19 protein-coding genes and 1 pseudogene are annotated in these 13,739 nt (G+C 38.3%); 11 read left to right on the forward strand and 9 right to left on the reverse strand.

The features are described 5' to 3' along the window. Positions 1 to 55: 55 nt before the first annotated feature. Together CZ487_RS09445 and CZ487_RS09450 are read left to right on the forward strand one after the other, a co-directional pair. Positions 56 to 607 carry an HXXEE domain-containing protein gene (locus CZ487_RS09445; RefSeq protein ID WP_077211955.1) on the forward strand — a complete coding sequence of 184 codons (552 nt, stop codon included), beginning with the start codon at positions 56 to 58 and terminating at the stop codon, positions 605 to 607. Then, a complete protein-coding gene (locus CZ487_RS09450; protein WP_077211956.1) occupies positions 608 to 1,012 on the forward strand; it encodes a thiol-disulfide oxidoreductase DCC family protein in 405 nt (134 codons plus the stop codon). It abuts the gene before it with no gap. Positions 1,013 to 1,056: 44 nt separating this feature from the next. On the opposite strand, the gene CZ487_RS09455 is transcribed toward CZ487_RS09450, so the two are convergent. Next, complete coding sequence (locus tag CZ487_RS09455) at positions 1,057 to 2,148, reverse strand: DUF1648 domain-containing protein (protein ID WP_077211957.1); 1,092 nt, start codon at positions 2,146 to 2,148, stop codon at positions 1,057 to 1,059. Between the two features lie 25 nt (positions 2,149 to 2,173). Further along, positions 2,174 to 2,554 (reverse strand): GntR family transcriptional regulator, encoded by a 381-nt coding sequence (locus CZ487_RS09460; RefSeq protein ID WP_077211958.1) that lies wholly within the window; start codon positions 2,552 to 2,554, stop codon positions 2,174 to 2,176. Positions 2,555 to 2,719: 165 nt separating this feature from the next. Between CZ487_RS09460 and CZ487_RS09465 the strand changes: the two genes are divergently transcribed. Next, positions 2,720 to 3,484 (forward strand): MerR family transcriptional regulator, encoded by a 765-nt coding sequence (locus CZ487_RS09465; protein ID WP_077211959.1) that lies wholly within the window; start codon positions 2,720 to 2,722, stop codon positions 3,482 to 3,484. 47 nt (positions 3,485 to 3,531) lie between these two features. Here CZ487_RS09465 and CZ487_RS09470 read toward each other — a convergent pair whose 3' ends face one another. Then, the gene (locus CZ487_RS09470) at positions 3,532 to 4,041 is read right to left on the reverse strand and encodes a hypothetical protein (RefSeq protein ID WP_077211960.1); all 510 of its coding nucleotides are present in this window, start codon (positions 4,039 to 4,041) and stop codon (positions 3,532 to 3,534) included. Between the two features lie 13 nt (positions 4,042 to 4,054). Then, complete coding sequence (locus CZ487_RS27090; RefSeq protein WP_154676018.1) at positions 4,055 to 4,225, reverse strand: hypothetical protein; 171 nt, start codon at positions 4,223 to 4,225, stop codon at positions 4,055 to 4,057. A gap of 289 nt (positions 4,226 to 4,514) precedes the next feature. On the opposite strand from CZ487_RS27090, the gene CZ487_RS09475 reads away from it, so the two are divergent. Further along, positions 4,515 to 5,093, forward strand: coding sequence for a CBO0543 family protein (locus tag CZ487_RS09475; protein ID WP_077211961.1), 579 nt, complete (start codon positions 4,515 to 4,517; stop codon positions 5,091 to 5,093). Then, the gene (locus tag CZ487_RS26300; protein ID WP_139339549.1) at positions 5,090 to 5,302 is read left to right on the forward strand and encodes a hypothetical protein; all 213 of its coding nucleotides are present in this window, start codon (positions 5,090 to 5,092) and stop codon (positions 5,300 to 5,302) included. The genes CZ487_RS09475 and CZ487_RS26300 overlap by 4 nt, the downstream gene beginning before the upstream one ends. A 262-nt stretch (positions 5,303 to 5,564) precedes the next feature. Here CZ487_RS26300 and CZ487_RS27685 read toward each other — a convergent pair whose 3' ends face one another. The 3 genes from CZ487_RS27685 to CZ487_RS09490 are packed head-to-tail and all read right to left on the reverse strand — an operon-like array spanning position 5,565 to position 7,283. Next, positions 5,565 to 5,690 carry a hypothetical protein gene (locus tag CZ487_RS27685; RefSeq protein ID WP_272914196.1) on the reverse strand — a complete coding sequence of 42 codons (126 nt, stop codon included), beginning with the start codon at positions 5,688 to 5,690 and terminating at the stop codon, positions 5,565 to 5,567. A gap of 1 nt (position 5,691) precedes the next feature. After that, on the reverse strand, positions 5,692 to 6,633 hold the full coding sequence (locus tag CZ487_RS09485) for a hypothetical protein (RefSeq protein WP_077211962.1): 942 nt from the start codon (positions 6,631 to 6,633) through the stop codon (positions 5,692 to 5,694). A 20-nt stretch (positions 6,634 to 6,653) separates the two neighbouring features. Continuing rightward, complete coding sequence (locus CZ487_RS09490) at positions 6,654 to 7,283, reverse strand: LysE family translocator (protein ID WP_077211963.1); 630 nt, start codon at positions 7,281 to 7,283, stop codon at positions 6,654 to 6,656. Positions 7,284 to 7,448: 165 nt separating this feature from the next. Here CZ487_RS09490 and CZ487_RS09495 point away from each other — a divergent pair, with 165 nt between their 5' ends. After that, positions 7,449 to 9,182, forward strand: a complete 1,734-nt coding sequence (locus tag CZ487_RS09495) for an ABC transporter ATP-binding protein (RefSeq protein ID WP_077211964.1) — start codon at positions 7,449 to 7,451, stop codon at positions 9,180 to 9,182. 812 nt (positions 9,183 to 9,994) lie between these two features. After that, positions 9,995 to 10,636, forward strand: coding sequence for a DUF421 domain-containing protein (locus CZ487_RS09500; RefSeq protein WP_077211965.1), 642 nt, complete (start codon positions 9,995 to 9,997; stop codon positions 10,634 to 10,636). 175 nt (positions 10,637 to 10,811) lie between these two features. Here the strand turns inward: CZ487_RS09500 and CZ487_RS09505 are convergent. Continuing rightward, positions 10,812 to 11,099 (reverse strand): annotated as a pseudogene (locus CZ487_RS09505) (YhcN/YlaJ family sporulation lipoprotein); the annotation flags it as partial. A 140-nt stretch (positions 11,100 to 11,239) separates the two neighbouring features. On the opposite strand from CZ487_RS09505, the gene CZ487_RS09510 reads away from it, so the two are divergent. The 3 genes from CZ487_RS09510 to CZ487_RS09520 all read left to right on the forward strand — a co-directional run bounded on the left by CZ487_RS09510 (position 11,240) and on the right by CZ487_RS09520 (position 12,367). Further along, on the forward strand, positions 11,240 to 11,671 hold the full coding sequence (locus CZ487_RS09510; protein ID WP_077211967.1) for a flavodoxin: 432 nt from the start codon (positions 11,240 to 11,242) through the stop codon (positions 11,669 to 11,671). 269 nt (positions 11,672 to 11,940) lie between these two features. Beyond that, positions 11,941 to 12,108: an aspartyl-phosphate phosphatase Spo0E family protein gene (locus CZ487_RS09515; protein ID WP_077211968.1), complete on the forward strand. Its 168-nt coding sequence runs from the start codon at positions 11,941 to 11,943 to the stop codon at positions 12,106 to 12,108. A gap of 13 nt (positions 12,109 to 12,121) precedes the next feature. After that, positions 12,122 to 12,367, forward strand: coding sequence for a heavy-metal-associated domain-containing protein (locus CZ487_RS09520; RefSeq protein ID WP_077211969.1), 246 nt, complete (start codon positions 12,122 to 12,124; stop codon positions 12,365 to 12,367). Between the two features lie 243 nt (positions 12,368 to 12,610). Here CZ487_RS09520 and CZ487_RS26565 read toward each other — a convergent pair whose 3' ends face one another. Next, positions 12,611 to 12,760 carry a hypothetical protein gene (locus tag CZ487_RS26565; protein ID WP_154676019.1) on the reverse strand — a complete coding sequence of 50 codons (150 nt, stop codon included), beginning with the start codon at positions 12,758 to 12,760 and terminating at the stop codon, positions 12,611 to 12,613. A 175-nt stretch (positions 12,761 to 12,935) separates the two neighbouring features. Between CZ487_RS26565 and CZ487_RS27690 the strand changes: the two genes are divergently transcribed. Next, positions 12,936 to 13,472, forward strand: coding sequence for a CueP family metal-binding protein (locus CZ487_RS27690; protein WP_202617820.1), 537 nt, complete (start codon positions 12,936 to 12,938; stop codon positions 13,470 to 13,472). The last annotated feature ends 267 nt before the right edge of the window (positions 13,473 to 13,739 follow it).

Raw genomic sequence — 13,739 nt, forward strand, 5'->3', positions numbered from 1 at the left:
AAACAAGAATTTTCGGGTCGTCCCTGTGACGGTTCATTAAGGAGTGATTCACGTTGTGATTGAGTTTCTGGATTCATCCATTAGCATACATTCCCTCATTTGGTTATTTCTTGTTGCTTTTATGCTTCACGATTTTGAAGAAATCATTAGGATTGAACCTTGGTATCGAAGGCATTATGATAAAATTATCAGCAGGGTCCCGAAGAATTTACAGGGTAGGATTCAGTCGTTTTCAAAAATAACTTCATCACAATTTGCTGTAGCGGTTTGTATTGAATTTATCGTGTTTGTACCATTCACTTTTTTAGCAGCTGAAAGGGGAAACTATTTATTTTTCTTGGGCTTTAATGCGGTTCTTTTCCTCCATGTGTTCATGCATATCGGGCAGGCATTGTACGTGAAAATGGTTGTTCCTGGGGTAGTCACGGCGGTTATGATCACGCTGCCATACTCCATTTATCTGTTCTATAGGTTACTGAACGAAAACCTAGTTACAATGATGGATGTTCTAAAAAGTCTCCCGGTCGGCTTATTATTGATACCAATCATTCTTTTAGGACATAAAATGGGAGAGAAACTTGTTCCCAGTGAAGAAGGTGTGCAATAAATGTCTAATGAAAAAGCAATTATTCTTTTTGACGGGGTTTGTAATTTTTGTAACTCTTCCGTCCAATTCATCATAAAACGTGACAGGGCTGGATACTTTCAATTCGCCTCCTTGCAGTCTGAGGTTGGAAAAAGCTTGTTAGCACAGCGGCCCGAACTTCAAAACTTGGACTCTATTGTTCTAATAGAAAATGGCCAATTTTTCACAGAATCCTCTGCCGCACTAAGAATAGCGAGGAAGTTAGACGGCTTCTGGAAATTAGCTTTTCTTCTCAATGCGCTTCCGAAAGTTTGCAGGGATCCTTTTTATCGTTTCTTTGCCAAGAATCGTTACCGCTGGTTCGGTAAACAGGAGGCTTGTATGATGCCAACAAAGGATATGCGGGCGCGATTTTTATCAGAATAAGAGCAAAAAGAGTCCTTCAATCATGGAATGAAGGACTTAATGCGTTATAAAAATGAAAGCAGTAGAATAACCAGTAAGGGAACGACCACAATTAGATAGCCCATTGGGTTGGCAAAGTTAATGGACCAGCCTACTCCAAATCGTTTTTCCACAAAGATGGAAGGATCATTTTTATTAAAATAAAAAAGCCCACCCTTCCAATATGAGTCCTCGTCGATATCCGTGATATCACTTTTCGGATCCTCAGCAGTTTGTTTATCTGCGCGCCCGACTTTTACAGCAAAAATCAGTGTTCCTAATAGAACGATAATAAGGAATGTAAAAGGTATTGCGACCATTGCTTTATCAATGAATAAACCAGGATGAATCGTTGTTAAGTGAAAAAAACTGAGCATCATCGTTAAAAAAACACTGACTATAAATAAAAACCAGCTTGAATATTTTCTTAAAGTCAGTTGTCGAATGCGGGAGGCATTTGTGCTTGCAGCGCTTAATTTAATTCCTGACTTTTTTGTTCCAATATTGATACCCATGAACATTAGTTGCATGACTAGCAGTGTTAATGGAAGCGTAACCGCTGAAAATGGATTTTTAACTGTAAAGGCATCAGGTTTTCCGTTTGGTCCCCAATGTGTGGGGATTTTTTCTGGAAGTACGTCATATTTAAGAATGGTGTAACCTAACAAACCGACCGTAATGAGAACTGGCAATAGATAGACATACCAAGGAAGCATCTCATCTTGAGACCGTACCGATAAATCGGTTATTTGTACATGCTTTACATTATCAGAGATGTTGTGTTTTTTCTTAAAAACAATTGTTTTTCCATGGAAATAAAAATATAAGGACATGCTGAAAAAAATAATCCCAAATTGGATGATGGCTCCTGCCATTACAATAAGTTCCTCAGATGGGTTTTTCCGAAGTGTCCAAAATACAAAGAGTCCGAGAACGATGATAGATATAAAGGAAACAAGGATGGTGTAGGTTCTTTTATAAGATGACAGTGTTCGGTCTTTAAGATATTGTTCTGGAATCGTCACACCGAATATAACAGTCCGTTTTACTAAATAAGGAATCGCTGTTTGAATCCCAGCCATAAATACAATAATAATGAGAAAAATCGTTAAAGACATAAAAAACTCCTCCTTTGTCTTTTTGTCATTCTTTCTTATTAAGATCATTCATAATCGAGGAAACGAGTTCTTGAATCTGTTCTCTTTCCAGACCTGATACTAGTGCCTCCGCGATGATTGAACGTAATGCTCCTGACATCCTTTGAGAAACAGTATCTATGGATTGGGTGGGTGAGGAAATAACAGCACCTGATTTTGGAATGATCTTGATAATGCCCTTTGCTTCTAATTGGTGATAACTTTTATTGACGGTATGCATGTTCACACCAAGGTCTGCGGCAAAGGACCGTACAGATGGAAGAGATTCTCCTGCTTGAATCTCACCTTTTGCAATGCCTTCAATGATTTGATTAGTCAATTGTGTATAGATTGGGATATCAGATTGTGGCTCAATTTTTATTATCATTTATTTCACTCCAATCTGTTCTATCTTTATTATAACAAAACTGTTCTATATACTCTATAACAATTAAGAGGAAGATATTTACATTCCTTTTTTAAAAAAAGCATCTGCCTCTTGACCTTAACGTTGCGTCAAGGTTTAAGATGAACATTGTCAGGAGGGTGGCGAATGGAGTATACCGTTAACAAATTAGCGAAAATGTCGGGAGTGAGCAGCCGGACATTGCGTTATTATGATGAAATTGGATTGCTTAAACCAGCAAGAATAAATTCGTCTGGTTACCGAATTTATGGGGAAAAAGAGGTAGATTTGCTGCAGCAGATTTTATTTTACCGAGAATTGGAAGTAAGTTTGGAAGACATTATGAAAATCATTCATCAGCCGGCCTTTGATTCAATGGAGGCCTTAAAAAATCATTATAATCATCTGCTAATAAAGCGGGTTCGTCTTGATAAAATTATCGAAATCGTTGAGAAGACCATACAAAGCAAACAAGGAGGAATTGTCATGAAGGATCAAGATAAGTTTGAAGGGTTGAAGGAAAGGCTGATTGAGAAAAATGAACAAAAATATGGCAAAGAAATAAGAGAGAAATATGGAGATAAGACGGTTGAAGAAAGCAATGCGAAACTAAAGGGAATGAGTCAGGAAGATTATGAGGGGATGACAGCATTAGGAGAGGAAATTCTTGCTTTGCTAAAGGAAGCTTTCGCAACAGGAGATCCAGGGTCAGATCTAGCGCAAAAGCTTGCACATAAGCATAAGCAGTGGCTGACCTATTCTTGGCCGTCTTATTCGAAAGAAGCACATGCAGGTCTTGCCGATATGTATGTAGCAGACGAACGCTTCACAGTCTATTATGATAAGGCGGTTAAAGGAGGAACACAGTTTTTACGTGATGCGATCTACATTTATCTAGGTATGAAGGGGTAAACAGGTGGATTTTTGAGTGTCAAACGAACGTCGTTTTACAAACCCTATCATAACTTCAGTTTATTATAATGTTCATACATGACTTTAAAGAGCCTTTCATCCCCTCCGCGGTCGGGATGAAGGGCTTTTAATATTTTTTTCAGCTCTTTTTTTAACTCTTGTTTGTCAGTGGCTGCATCTAAGCCTATGAAGGAGTGTATGGAAGCAGGTTTATAATCAGTAAGAGCAAATTCTGCTTTCAACATTTTTTTAAGAGAACGAACTTTTGCTTGTTCAATCGAAATTGCACTCCGCAGTCGATCAACTTCTTCTTTTAGTCTTTCGTTTTCTAGCATCGTTTTTTTAAACTGCGTCTGTTGGTCCTCACTAGATTTTTCTGTCTTTAATTTAGAGATAAAAGCAGTTAGATCATCCTGGTTAACAGAGTAGATGATTTTGATATGTGCTGAACGGTCAGCTTTCAGCTTTCCTTCACGCAGCCACCGCGTTACGGTCTTTTCATTAACTGAAATGCCTGCATCTATTAATTGTTGAGTTACCTCTTTAACAGTTAACATTTCCTTCAATCCTTTAATCGTAAATCTCATCCATTTCACGATGAATTTTTACAAGACTTTTCAATAGTTTTAAGAACTCTTTTTTATTTTCAAATGGAGTGTGATCCAGTGCTTTTTTGACATCATTACTTTTTTTCATAAGCTCTTCTAGGTTTTCTTTCACATGATTTGCTTTGCTTATCATCTGGAATCTCCTTTTTTATTAATTTCCTTTTAAATTTAACATAAATCTCATTTTAGGCGATTACGAAAGGATTTCAATTCTATTAAAAATTAATTGCCTATGTTACTTAATGATTAAATTATTAGTTGACACGTTACATTGGGAATTTATGGATTTTTTGTGAAAAGACATAGTTAAACCAAGGCAGGGGAGAATATAGGCGAGAAAAATAAGAAAAAAATTTTTGGCTTGAATAGCGGGTAATGCTTATTGTAATAAAACTTAACCGAGCTATTTGGTAGGGGGAAGAATGAAATATAAGCATTTGATTTTAATAATAGGTATATTATTGTTAAATATTGGGATGAAAACATGGAGGCATGTTCCAAAGTGTCTTAAAAGTTTAGTTTTTGTTAGTTCCGTAAACACATTGTATTATGGTATTTGCAGGAGGCATTTGGTTTGGGAGTTCACTCCCGGCGGGATCCATTGGAAACTATTGAGAGTGATACATGTAATTTTAGTCACGCCCTCAATCGTTCTATTGTTTTTATCAAAACTGCCAAAATCACTTTATAAACAAATTGTGTACCTGATAAGCTGGGTGATCGTGGCCAGTACGATTGAGCTGATGATCCATAAGCAAAAGTTAATTCAATATAAGCATGGTTGGAATATACTTTGGTCAGCTTTTATTTATGTGAAGATGTTTATTTACAGTTATCTGTTCCCAAAGAAACCTTACTTAACAATCCTGCTTTCGATTCTTTCAAGCTTGTTTTTAGTGAAGAAATTTAAAGTTCCAGTAGGGAAAAAGCACAGATTTTCAAGGCGTTTTGGATTCTTGGTAGATCTCTTTTATCATACAAAGCTAGAGGATTGGTTTTGAATACGAAACCAACTGACAAGCGGTCGCTATGTCAATTAGTTTCGAGATGTATGTTGCGCAAGGTACGCAATAGCACAAGAAAAGTAATTTCAACGATAAGACTGCTGATCACGGTGATGATTGTTAATGCGATTAATATATCTCCTGAAAAATTGATCATGAACGAGTTTAAAAGGGAGGCTGTCAGCATGACTGTAAGGCAGCTGTAACATGTCTTAGAGACCCTTTTCATTAACGCATTATTACCTCTATTAACGACAATCTCCATCATCAGCCTAAAGAGATAAAAAACGAGAATGATTTTTAACCAGCCAAGTACGATGTTATATATTGACCAACCTGATAAAACAGCCGTTGTTCCAAGCCCATCCATACCTGTATTTTGCTGAATAAAGACTGTAGGAATGGATAAAAAAAGGAGGGCAAGTGAGAAGTTTTTGGCTTTATGTCCAATTGGAAATTCTTTTAAGATTAACGAGATTCTGACAAAATAAGCCAGTATCCGATTGGGTCGGGCAGGAGATCAACTACAAATAGATGGATCTCAATCCAAACAAATAAATAACCCCAAAATATTCTGTTAAAAGCTTGGTCCATCTTACGTGCCTCCTTGCTTTTCCGTGATGATGCCACTAACAATCTGGTCGGTCAGGTAGGGGTGATCAATGATGGGAGCTTTCCTTAGAAATGGGTCTCCGCCATCAGTAGTTCCTGAGATTGACACACCGAACTCAAAAAAGCTTTTCCGGTCTGGATTGAATTGCATGGAAAGCTGTATCCAATCATTTTGATCCAAGGTAATCGGAAAGATTTCTTCTTTTATCGAGACACCTTTAATTTCACTCCACTCTAAGTTCCGTTCTTCTTCAAACCATATAGGAGGGTTAGCGCCATCTTTTAGTGCCTCCAGTTCTTTTAATTTTTCCTGATCGAGCATTACTTTAACGTCTACATCATGATCGATTTGCTCCGCAAAGGGGACTGTAATGGATTCAATTGTTACAGGTTTTGCAGCAACGAGAGTCTTATCACTGCGATGATGATTGCTGCTTGAACTGACGCGTGTTTCAAAAATATCAGACCCCGGGAGAGTTCCGTACACATTGACTTTACCGATATCGGCATTTACTTCTTCTCCATTTGAAAAAATAAAGCTGATTTCCTCAAAAGACCATACATCCTCTGAATCTTGTTCAATGGGGAGGAATGGAGTTGGCAGTTTAAGCCTTACCGATTTTAAGTGTTGATGTGAAAACTCTTGTTCAAATTTAGGAACATTAGATGTCCGCATTGAGAACCCATCGGAGGCTGGATACAGCTCAACATCCACTCCATCTACGACTGCATAACTGACTTTTGATTGATCATGCTTGTTGGTTAAATAATGGAATGTTAAATAGTTATCATCTTGGAGGTATGTTTCGTAATAATGGTCTAGGAAAATGGGCTGATCTATTTGTTTTGATTGCCAAAATAAGTAGTTGCCTGCCCAACTAACTACGACAATCAAAAGACCGATCCATAGGTACTTTTCTTTCATGGTGCATCAGCCACCCCTTTCTATTTATTACTTTGCATTGCGGTGAACATCCCTAACACTATGTAAACTGTACCGATAAAACGCTTTTGTTTTAATAGAATAAGAGGATGTTTTTTTAACCAGCCTCTAACTCTGCTAGATAGTAGTGCATAAAAACTATCACTGCAAAGACCAAGCAACATTAATATGAATCCCAGCAAAAGAATTTGAATAGCTACGGGACCATTTGAAATTTTTACAAACTGCGGTAAGAAAGCAAACATAAATAATGCTAACTTTGGGTTCAAGAGATTTACCACAGCTCCTTCAATAAAAATATGTTTAAGATTCACATGTTCTTCAAAGTTTTTTTCCTCGACTTCCGTTCTGTTTACGAGTTCTCTTATCCCTAGATAAATCAAATAGATGGCTCCGATGTATTTTACGATAGTGAAGGCTGTAACGGATGAGACTAAGATGGCTGATAAGCCGAGTGCTGCAGCGATTACGTGTATAAGGGTGCCTGCAGAGATACCTAAAGCGGATACTACCCCTGCAGCTCGTCCTTGGTCGATGCTTCTAGTAATAATATAAATGACTGCTGGTCCAGGTGTTACAAGCAGGATCAGCGCAGCTCCAACAAAAAGAATAATCGTTGGGATATCAAGCATTTTATTTTCCTCCAATAAATTGTACCTTACCCATTTAATCTTCGAGATTCCTAGGGAATATCCTTTCTTATTTTATAAGCTTATATATGCTAATAGAGAATAAGTTAACCTAAGATGAGATGAGGAAAAGCTAACTTTGCGATTTTTGCAGGAGGAGTTAGAAAAATGAAGAGTCAACAAGGCGGCATGAAATCGTTTATACATTTAGTACTGTCGACGAATATCCCTAGATGGGCATTAACAGCAGGGTTAATTGGCAGCATCGTAACAACGCTGGCTGGCCTTTCGATACCGCTATTAACGAGAGAGTTGGTGGATGGCTTCTCGGCGTCCTCAATCAGCATGTCCATCGGTGTCTTAATTGCGGTTGTCTTTATTTTACAAGGCGTCATTGATGGGGTGTCGACTTATTTGTTAGCATCAGTTGGCCAAAGAATTGTTGCGGGACTGAGAAGGAACATGTGGGTGAAGCTGATCAGGCTGCCTGTCACGTATTTTGACAAACAGCAGAGCGGAGAGTCTGTCAGCCGGGTTATCAATGATACTGGGATTGTTAAAGATTTAATTTCGCAGCATTTTCCACAGTTTATCACAGGGATCATTTCAATCATCGGTGCGATTGTCATCCTTTTGATCATGGATTGGAAAATGACCTTATTAATGTTAATTTCTGTTCCATTAACGATGGTCATTATGATGCCTTTAGGCAGAAAAATGGCGAGGATTTCTCGCGGGCTGCAAGATGAAACGGCATCTTTTTCAGGAGAAATTCAGCAAACACTCAGTGAAATCCGCTTAATGAAGTCTTCTAATGCAGAGATGTTTGAAGAAGAAAAAGGCGTACAAGGAGTGGGTAAGCTGCTTTCATACGGATTAAAGGAAGCTAGGATTTTTGCTCTAATTGGGCCGACTATGTACACAATTGTTATGATCGTCATTGTGATGATCATTGGATATGGTGGCATCCGTGTGGCTAATGGCTCGATGTCAACAGGGTCACTGGTTGCCTTCTTATTATATTTGTTTCAAATTATCTATCCGATCACGTCTTTTGCGATGTTTTTTACACAAATGCAAAAAGCAAAAGGGGCGACTGAACGGATCATTGCTATTATGGAGCTCCCTCTTGAGAATGGGCAAGATGGATTGGAAATGGATATTACCGATCAACCTCTCTATGTTTCAAATGTGTCGTTTGCTTATAGTGAAGAAGAGCAGGTTATTCAAGATGTATCGTTTGAAGCCACACCTGGTCAAATGATTGCTTTTGCTGGTCCAAGCGGCGGGGGAAAGACTACTTTGTTCGGGCTGCTTGAACGATATTATGAACCGACATCTGGTGTGATCAAAATTGGAAACACCTCGATTGGTGATCTGTCACTAGCGTCGTGGAGAAGTCAAATTGGTTATGTATCCCAAGAAAGTGCGATGATGGCCGGAACGATCCGTGAGAACTTATGCTACGGTCTGAAAAAATGGGAAGACATTTCGGACGAACGTTTGTGGGAAGTGGCGAAAATGGCTTATGCTGATGAATTTATACAATCTTTTCCGAATGGGCTGGATACAGAGGTAGGGGAACGCGGTGTGAAATTATCAGGTGGGCAGCGGCAGCGCATTGCGATTGCCCGCGCATTTTTACGAGACCCAAAAATCCTCATGATGGACGAAGCGACAGCAAGCCTGGATAGTCAATCGGAGAGCATTGTACAAGAGGCGTTAGCACGATTAATGGAAGGACGCACAACCTTTGTGATTGCACATAGATTATCGACGATTGTTGACGCCGACCAGATTGTTTTTATTGAAAAGGGACGCGTGACAGGCAAAGGAACGCACCAAGAATTAATCAAAACTCATAACTTATACCGTGCTTTTGCGGAACAACAGTTGACATAAGGGCATAAGGAGAACTGGGATGGATTTTGTCTTTTTGTTGGTATGAAGGACATTATCTTTACAGGAACCGTCTTTATGGTTCGGATGAAAGCCGGTTTTACTGAGTTTTTTGCGGGACTCGGTCTTCATGGCCAGGATGAGAACCGCTGTTGTTGATTTCCTTGAAAGAACCGGTCATCATGGCCGGAATGAGAACCTATCTTTCTGATTTCTATGCGAGAGCCGGTCTTCATGGTCGGGATGAGAACCAATATTACTGAATTTTTTTGCGGGAACGGTCTTCATTGATAGGATGAAAACCGGTTTTACTGAGTTTTTTGTGGAATTCGGTCTTCATGGCCGGAATGAGAACCGATGTTACTGAGTTTTTTTGCGGGAACGGTCTTCATTGATAGGATGAGAACCGGTTTTACTGATTTTTTTTGTGGAACTCGGTCTTCATGGCCGGAATGAGAACCGATGTTACTGAGTTTTTTTACGGGAAGGGTCTTCATTGATAGGATGAAACCCGGTTTTACTGATTTTTTTGTGGGACTCGGTCTTCATTGCCAGGATGAGAACCGCTGTTGCTGATTTCCTTGAGAGAACCGGTCATCATGGCCGGGATGAAAACCTATCTTTCTGATTTCTATGCGAGAGCCGGTCTTCATCGGCAGAATGAAAGCCGAATTACCAGAAATCTTTGTGGAAGAGATCTTCATGACCAGTGAAGGAAGTTGTAGAGTATACACCTGCTAAAACTCAATGGATAGTGAAACATAAGTTGGGAAAAATACCAGTAACTCTTTCTAAAGAAATGGTGGGTATTTAAGATGGATTGGGATGTTATATGGAAAGCAGTATTGATTGTACTAGTGGCAACGGTGTTGTTGAGGGTTGCCGGGAGGAAGACCATTTCACAAATGACCTTGGCAGAAACAGTTCTTATGGTTGCGATTGGTTCTTTATTAGTTCAGCCGGTAGCAGATAAAAATATTTGGACAACCTTTTTAGTCGGGGGAATTTTTGTTGCTACATTATTAGTGATGGAATTTTCACAACTAAAGTCGGATCGAATAGAGAAAATGATTACAGGAAAAGCAAAGGTAGTCATAGAAAATGGGACATTAAATGAAAAGAATTTGAAAAAACTTAGATTGACAGTCGATCAACTTGAGATGCAGCTTAGACAAAATAGCGTCTCCAAAATAAGTGATGTTAAATGGGCAACTTTAGAGCCAAATGGCCAGCTGGGCTATGAACTAAAAGAGGACGCCCAGCCTGTAACGAAGAAGGAGTTTGAAGACTTCAAACAAACAATAGTTAAACTAATACCAAGTAATGCCCAGCTTACACATATGACTGAGATCGTGAGTTTATTAAATAAAAAAATAAACCCAGAAAATCAAGAAGATATTTTTGAAGAAGTTCATAACAGTGCACATAAGAAAGCTCCTCCTAGACATTTACAATAGAAGGAACTTTTCGTGTTGAGGGTAAAATCTTAGGGTTTTATCCTTTTTCTTTGCGTTTTTGCAGAAGCTTAGCGATCCGTAACAGACTGTTTATTTCCGTGTTCATTTACCTTTATAATCAAAAAACTAGCCACTATTAAGTAGCTAGTATGGAGGATGAATTTTTAACCAGCCTTTAACGAGCATTTGGGAATATTCTTCTAATCATTTCATTAAATTCCCCAACTAAACCTTCAATCGGTTCACCTTGCTGTATTCGTTTACCATAGCCAGCCATTCGATCCACAAAGTCTGGGTTTGAGGATACGAAGACATTTTGAATGTCACGATCCGTGGATTTAACGGCACGGGAGATTTTTTGTTCAATTTCTCTAGTAACCTCTTCTTTTGGCTGTCCTTTTAAAATAACGGCAACATACGCATTGGCGTTGGTCACCATCACGGTTGCTTGTCTCACTTCTTCTAAATCGGTTACTTAAATCTTTTCATTTATAATCCTCCCTTTCAAGAGTTTGTCACTTGATTGAAATCAATTCATTTTTCGTAAAAAGATTGTATGATTTGTTTGTAATACGAAGTAGTGAATTATAGGGGGAAGTAAACATGAATACCATAATTGTGTACACCAGTATGACCGGAAACACAGAATTTATGGCGCAGACTATTGCAAATGAGTTAATGATGCAAGGTGATCATGTAGAAATAAAGGATGCCCTTGATGCGTATGCAGATGAACTTAAAGACTATGACCGTATTCTAATTGGAAGCTATACTTGGGGAGATGGAGATTTGCCAGATGAAATACTGGACTTCTATGATGAGTTAGAGGATACAGACCTAATAGGTAAAGCCGCAGCATCATTCGGTTCAGGCGATTCTTCCTATGATCATTTTGCCAGAGCCGTGGACATCTTCGAGCAAAAGCTGCAGGAACAAGGGTGTATCATTACAGTTAAAGGGCTAAAGGCAGATATGGATTCGGAAGAAGTAATGAAGGCAAAATGTAGAGAGTTTTGTGAGGCATTAAGTGTATAAATGATAGATTCTTAAAGGCTTATCCTCTCTAATTAAGGCAAAATCCAAGGATTTGGAATATGGGCATTTCCAATTTAGCCGGAATTTTTCCTTCTATTTTTCAAACACAGTGAAAATCAACATTGCACCTTTAAAGAGAACAGATTTGTTGCTTAATAAGGGAGCTTTTTTGGGGCTAGTTTTTTTAAAAATTGACCTAAATCAATTAGTATTGATAATCATTATCATATAATTTAATTAAGATAAAACGAAATAATAGGTGAGTTTTTATGATGATGAAAATGATTGAGAACCGCATTAATGAGTTGAAAAAGGAATTGGCAGGAACTGCGAATGCAACAGGGATCAATAGTGTTGAAACATTAAATTGCAGTCAAAAGCTAGATCAGCTAATCACCATTTACCAACTGCATTTAAAAGACCGTACTGATGAATAAGGGAGTGACATTCATGTATAAAGCGATATTATATGTACCGGGAATTTGCTGTGTTGAAAGTTTTCAAGTGATTGAAGAACTGTTAAAAAGCTTAACTGGAATCAACTCTGTTAGAGGGACATTGCCGAAAGGGAAAATTGTAGTGGAGTTTCAGCCAAGTAATGTAAGTACCATGGATCTCGTCAAGATTATCGAAAAACAAGGATATCCCGTGGTGAAGAACACACAAAAGGAAATGAACTTTGATATTTATAACTGACAACTTCCTTGCTTAAGACCCTGAAAGAGTCATTAGAGGGGGAAAGGGTCATTAGAAGATATCTATTGACCCAAAAAGGAAGAAAAGTAATAAGAAGAGGCTATTAGAAAGTGTCTATAGGCCGAAATAGGATCAAAAGAGAAGAAAAGAGGTTATTAGAATCGCATATTTACCATTAATTGGTGAAAAAAGGCTGCACTATGGCAGCCAAACCATATGAGTTGTTTACGATATCTATAGGAACTAAAGTTCTTCTTTGCGTTCGGTTTGCTGAATCTGAACATTATTCGGTTTTTTCGGATAGTCAACCTTTCCACCATCGTCGGGACCAGTAAGGTTGTTTCTTTGATCCAATACTTTTCCAGTAAACTCTACAGGATTTTCATTTGTCAATTTTTCCACCTCCACTTCTTTAGGATGGTTGAAATGGAACTGCTTCATGTAAAGTTTTTAATGTTGATAATCGCGAAATTTGTAGATATTGTGTCTATGTAGGAAAAGGGATTTTCGCAGAGAAAAGAAATGATATAATGGGATTCAGAAAGAGATAAGGAGTGAATTCTCTAAAATGAAATTTAGAATTTTTGCGGTTTCTTTGCTAACTTCCATTGTACTAGCAGCTTGCAGTGGGGAAAGTGCAAATGAAGGAAACGCGACAACAGAAAATGAAACACCAAATATTAAGGAACTGGTGAATGATTACAGTGTTGGGAATATAGAGGATCAGACTGCCTCTATCACATCACAGGAACTCATCGTGACCGACTCAGATGGAAAAGAGACAGCTTATAACCTACCTGAAGAGGAGTTCTTTGTATCGATTGCTCCTTACGTCAATGAGACCCATCCCTGAACGAATCATAGCTTGACAGGTTGTCAAGGAGAGATGGTAAAAGAAGAGTTTGACGTGTATATTAAGGATACTGATGGCAATGAAATTTTGGCTGAAAAGGTAACGACACAAGATAATGGTTTTATGGATCTGTGGCTGCCAAGGGATCAAAAATATGTCATTAAAATTCAGCAAGAAGATAAAGTGGCGGAGTCAGAGATCTCTACCTTTGAAGGCGATGCTACTTGCATTACGACCATGCAATTAATGTAGAAAAAAAGCACCTGGATAGGGTGCTTTTTTTATGTGAAACATTTATGTGAAACAAGATTTTTCGGGTGGACGCAGGGACTATATATTCTGAAAATTTAGAATTGACTTTAAATTAACCTCTTTATATAATAAAGGACATAGAAATATTATACCCTGTATAAGAATTTTGTAGGCGCTTACATTTTAAGGGTGATTTTGTTTCTAAGGGTGAGCATTCCTTAATTAAATGAGAGGAGCTATGCACTTGTTGATTACTGAATATTAAAA

Origin of the sequence: Robertmurraya dakarensis, from assembly GCF_900156875.1 — a bacterium.
In the GTDB taxonomy this organism is placed as follows: Bacteria; Bacillota; Bacilli; order Bacillales; family Cytobacillaceae; genus Robertmurraya; species Robertmurraya dakarensis.

What these genes read in the sequence shown, in the direction of transcription:
- CZ487_RS09450 (WP_077211956.1), top strand. Translation starts at nt 608, where the DNA reads ATGTCTAATGAAAAAGCAATTATTCTTTTTGACGGGGTTTGTAATTTT.
- CZ487_RS09455 (WP_077211957.1), bottom strand. Translation starts at nt 2,148, where the DNA reads ATGTCTTTAACGATTTTTCTCATTATTATTGTATTTATGGCTGGGATT.
- CZ487_RS09460 (WP_077211958.1), bottom strand. Translation starts at nt 2,554, where the DNA reads ATGATAATAAAAATTGAGCCACAATCTGATATCCCAATCTATACACAA.
- CZ487_RS09465 (WP_077211959.1), top strand. Translation starts at nt 2,720, where the DNA reads ATGGAGTATACCGTTAACAAATTAGCGAAAATGTCGGGAGTGAGCAGC.
- CZ487_RS09470 (WP_077211960.1), bottom strand. Translation starts at nt 4,041, where the DNA reads ATGTTAACTGTTAAAGAGGTAACTCAACAATTAATAGATGCAGGCATT.
- CZ487_RS27090 (WP_154676018.1), bottom strand. Translation starts at nt 4,225, where the DNA reads ATGATAAGCAAAGCAAATCATGTGAAAGAAAACCTAGAAGAGCTTATG.
- CZ487_RS09475 (WP_077211961.1), top strand. Translation starts at nt 4,515, where the DNA reads ATGAAATATAAGCATTTGATTTTAATAATAGGTATATTATTGTTAAAT.
- CZ487_RS27685 (WP_272914196.1), bottom strand. Translation starts at nt 5,690, where the DNA reads ATGGACCAAGCTTTTAACAGAATATTTTGGGGTTATTTATTTGTTTGG.
- CZ487_RS09485 (WP_077211962.1), bottom strand. Translation starts at nt 6,633, where the DNA reads ATGAAAGAAAAGTACCTATGGATCGGTCTTTTGATTGTCGTAGTTAGT.
- CZ487_RS09490 (WP_077211963.1), bottom strand. Translation starts at nt 7,283, where the DNA reads ATGCTTGATATCCCAACGATTATTCTTTTTGTTGGAGCTGCGCTGATC.
- CZ487_RS09495 (WP_077211964.1), top strand. Translation starts at nt 7,449, where the DNA reads ATGAAGAGTCAACAAGGCGGCATGAAATCGTTTATACATTTAGTACTG.
- CZ487_RS09500 (WP_077211965.1), top strand. Translation starts at nt 9,995, where the DNA reads ATGGATTGGGATGTTATATGGAAAGCAGTATTGATTGTACTAGTGGCA.
- CZ487_RS09510 (WP_077211967.1), top strand. Translation starts at nt 11,240, where the DNA reads ATGAATACCATAATTGTGTACACCAGTATGACCGGAAACACAGAATTT.
- CZ487_RS09515 (WP_077211968.1), top strand. Translation starts at nt 11,941, where the DNA reads ATGATGATGAAAATGATTGAGAACCGCATTAATGAGTTGAAAAAGGAA.
- CZ487_RS09520 (WP_077211969.1), top strand. Translation starts at nt 12,122, where the DNA reads ATGTATAAAGCGATATTATATGTACCGGGAATTTGCTGTGTTGAAAGT.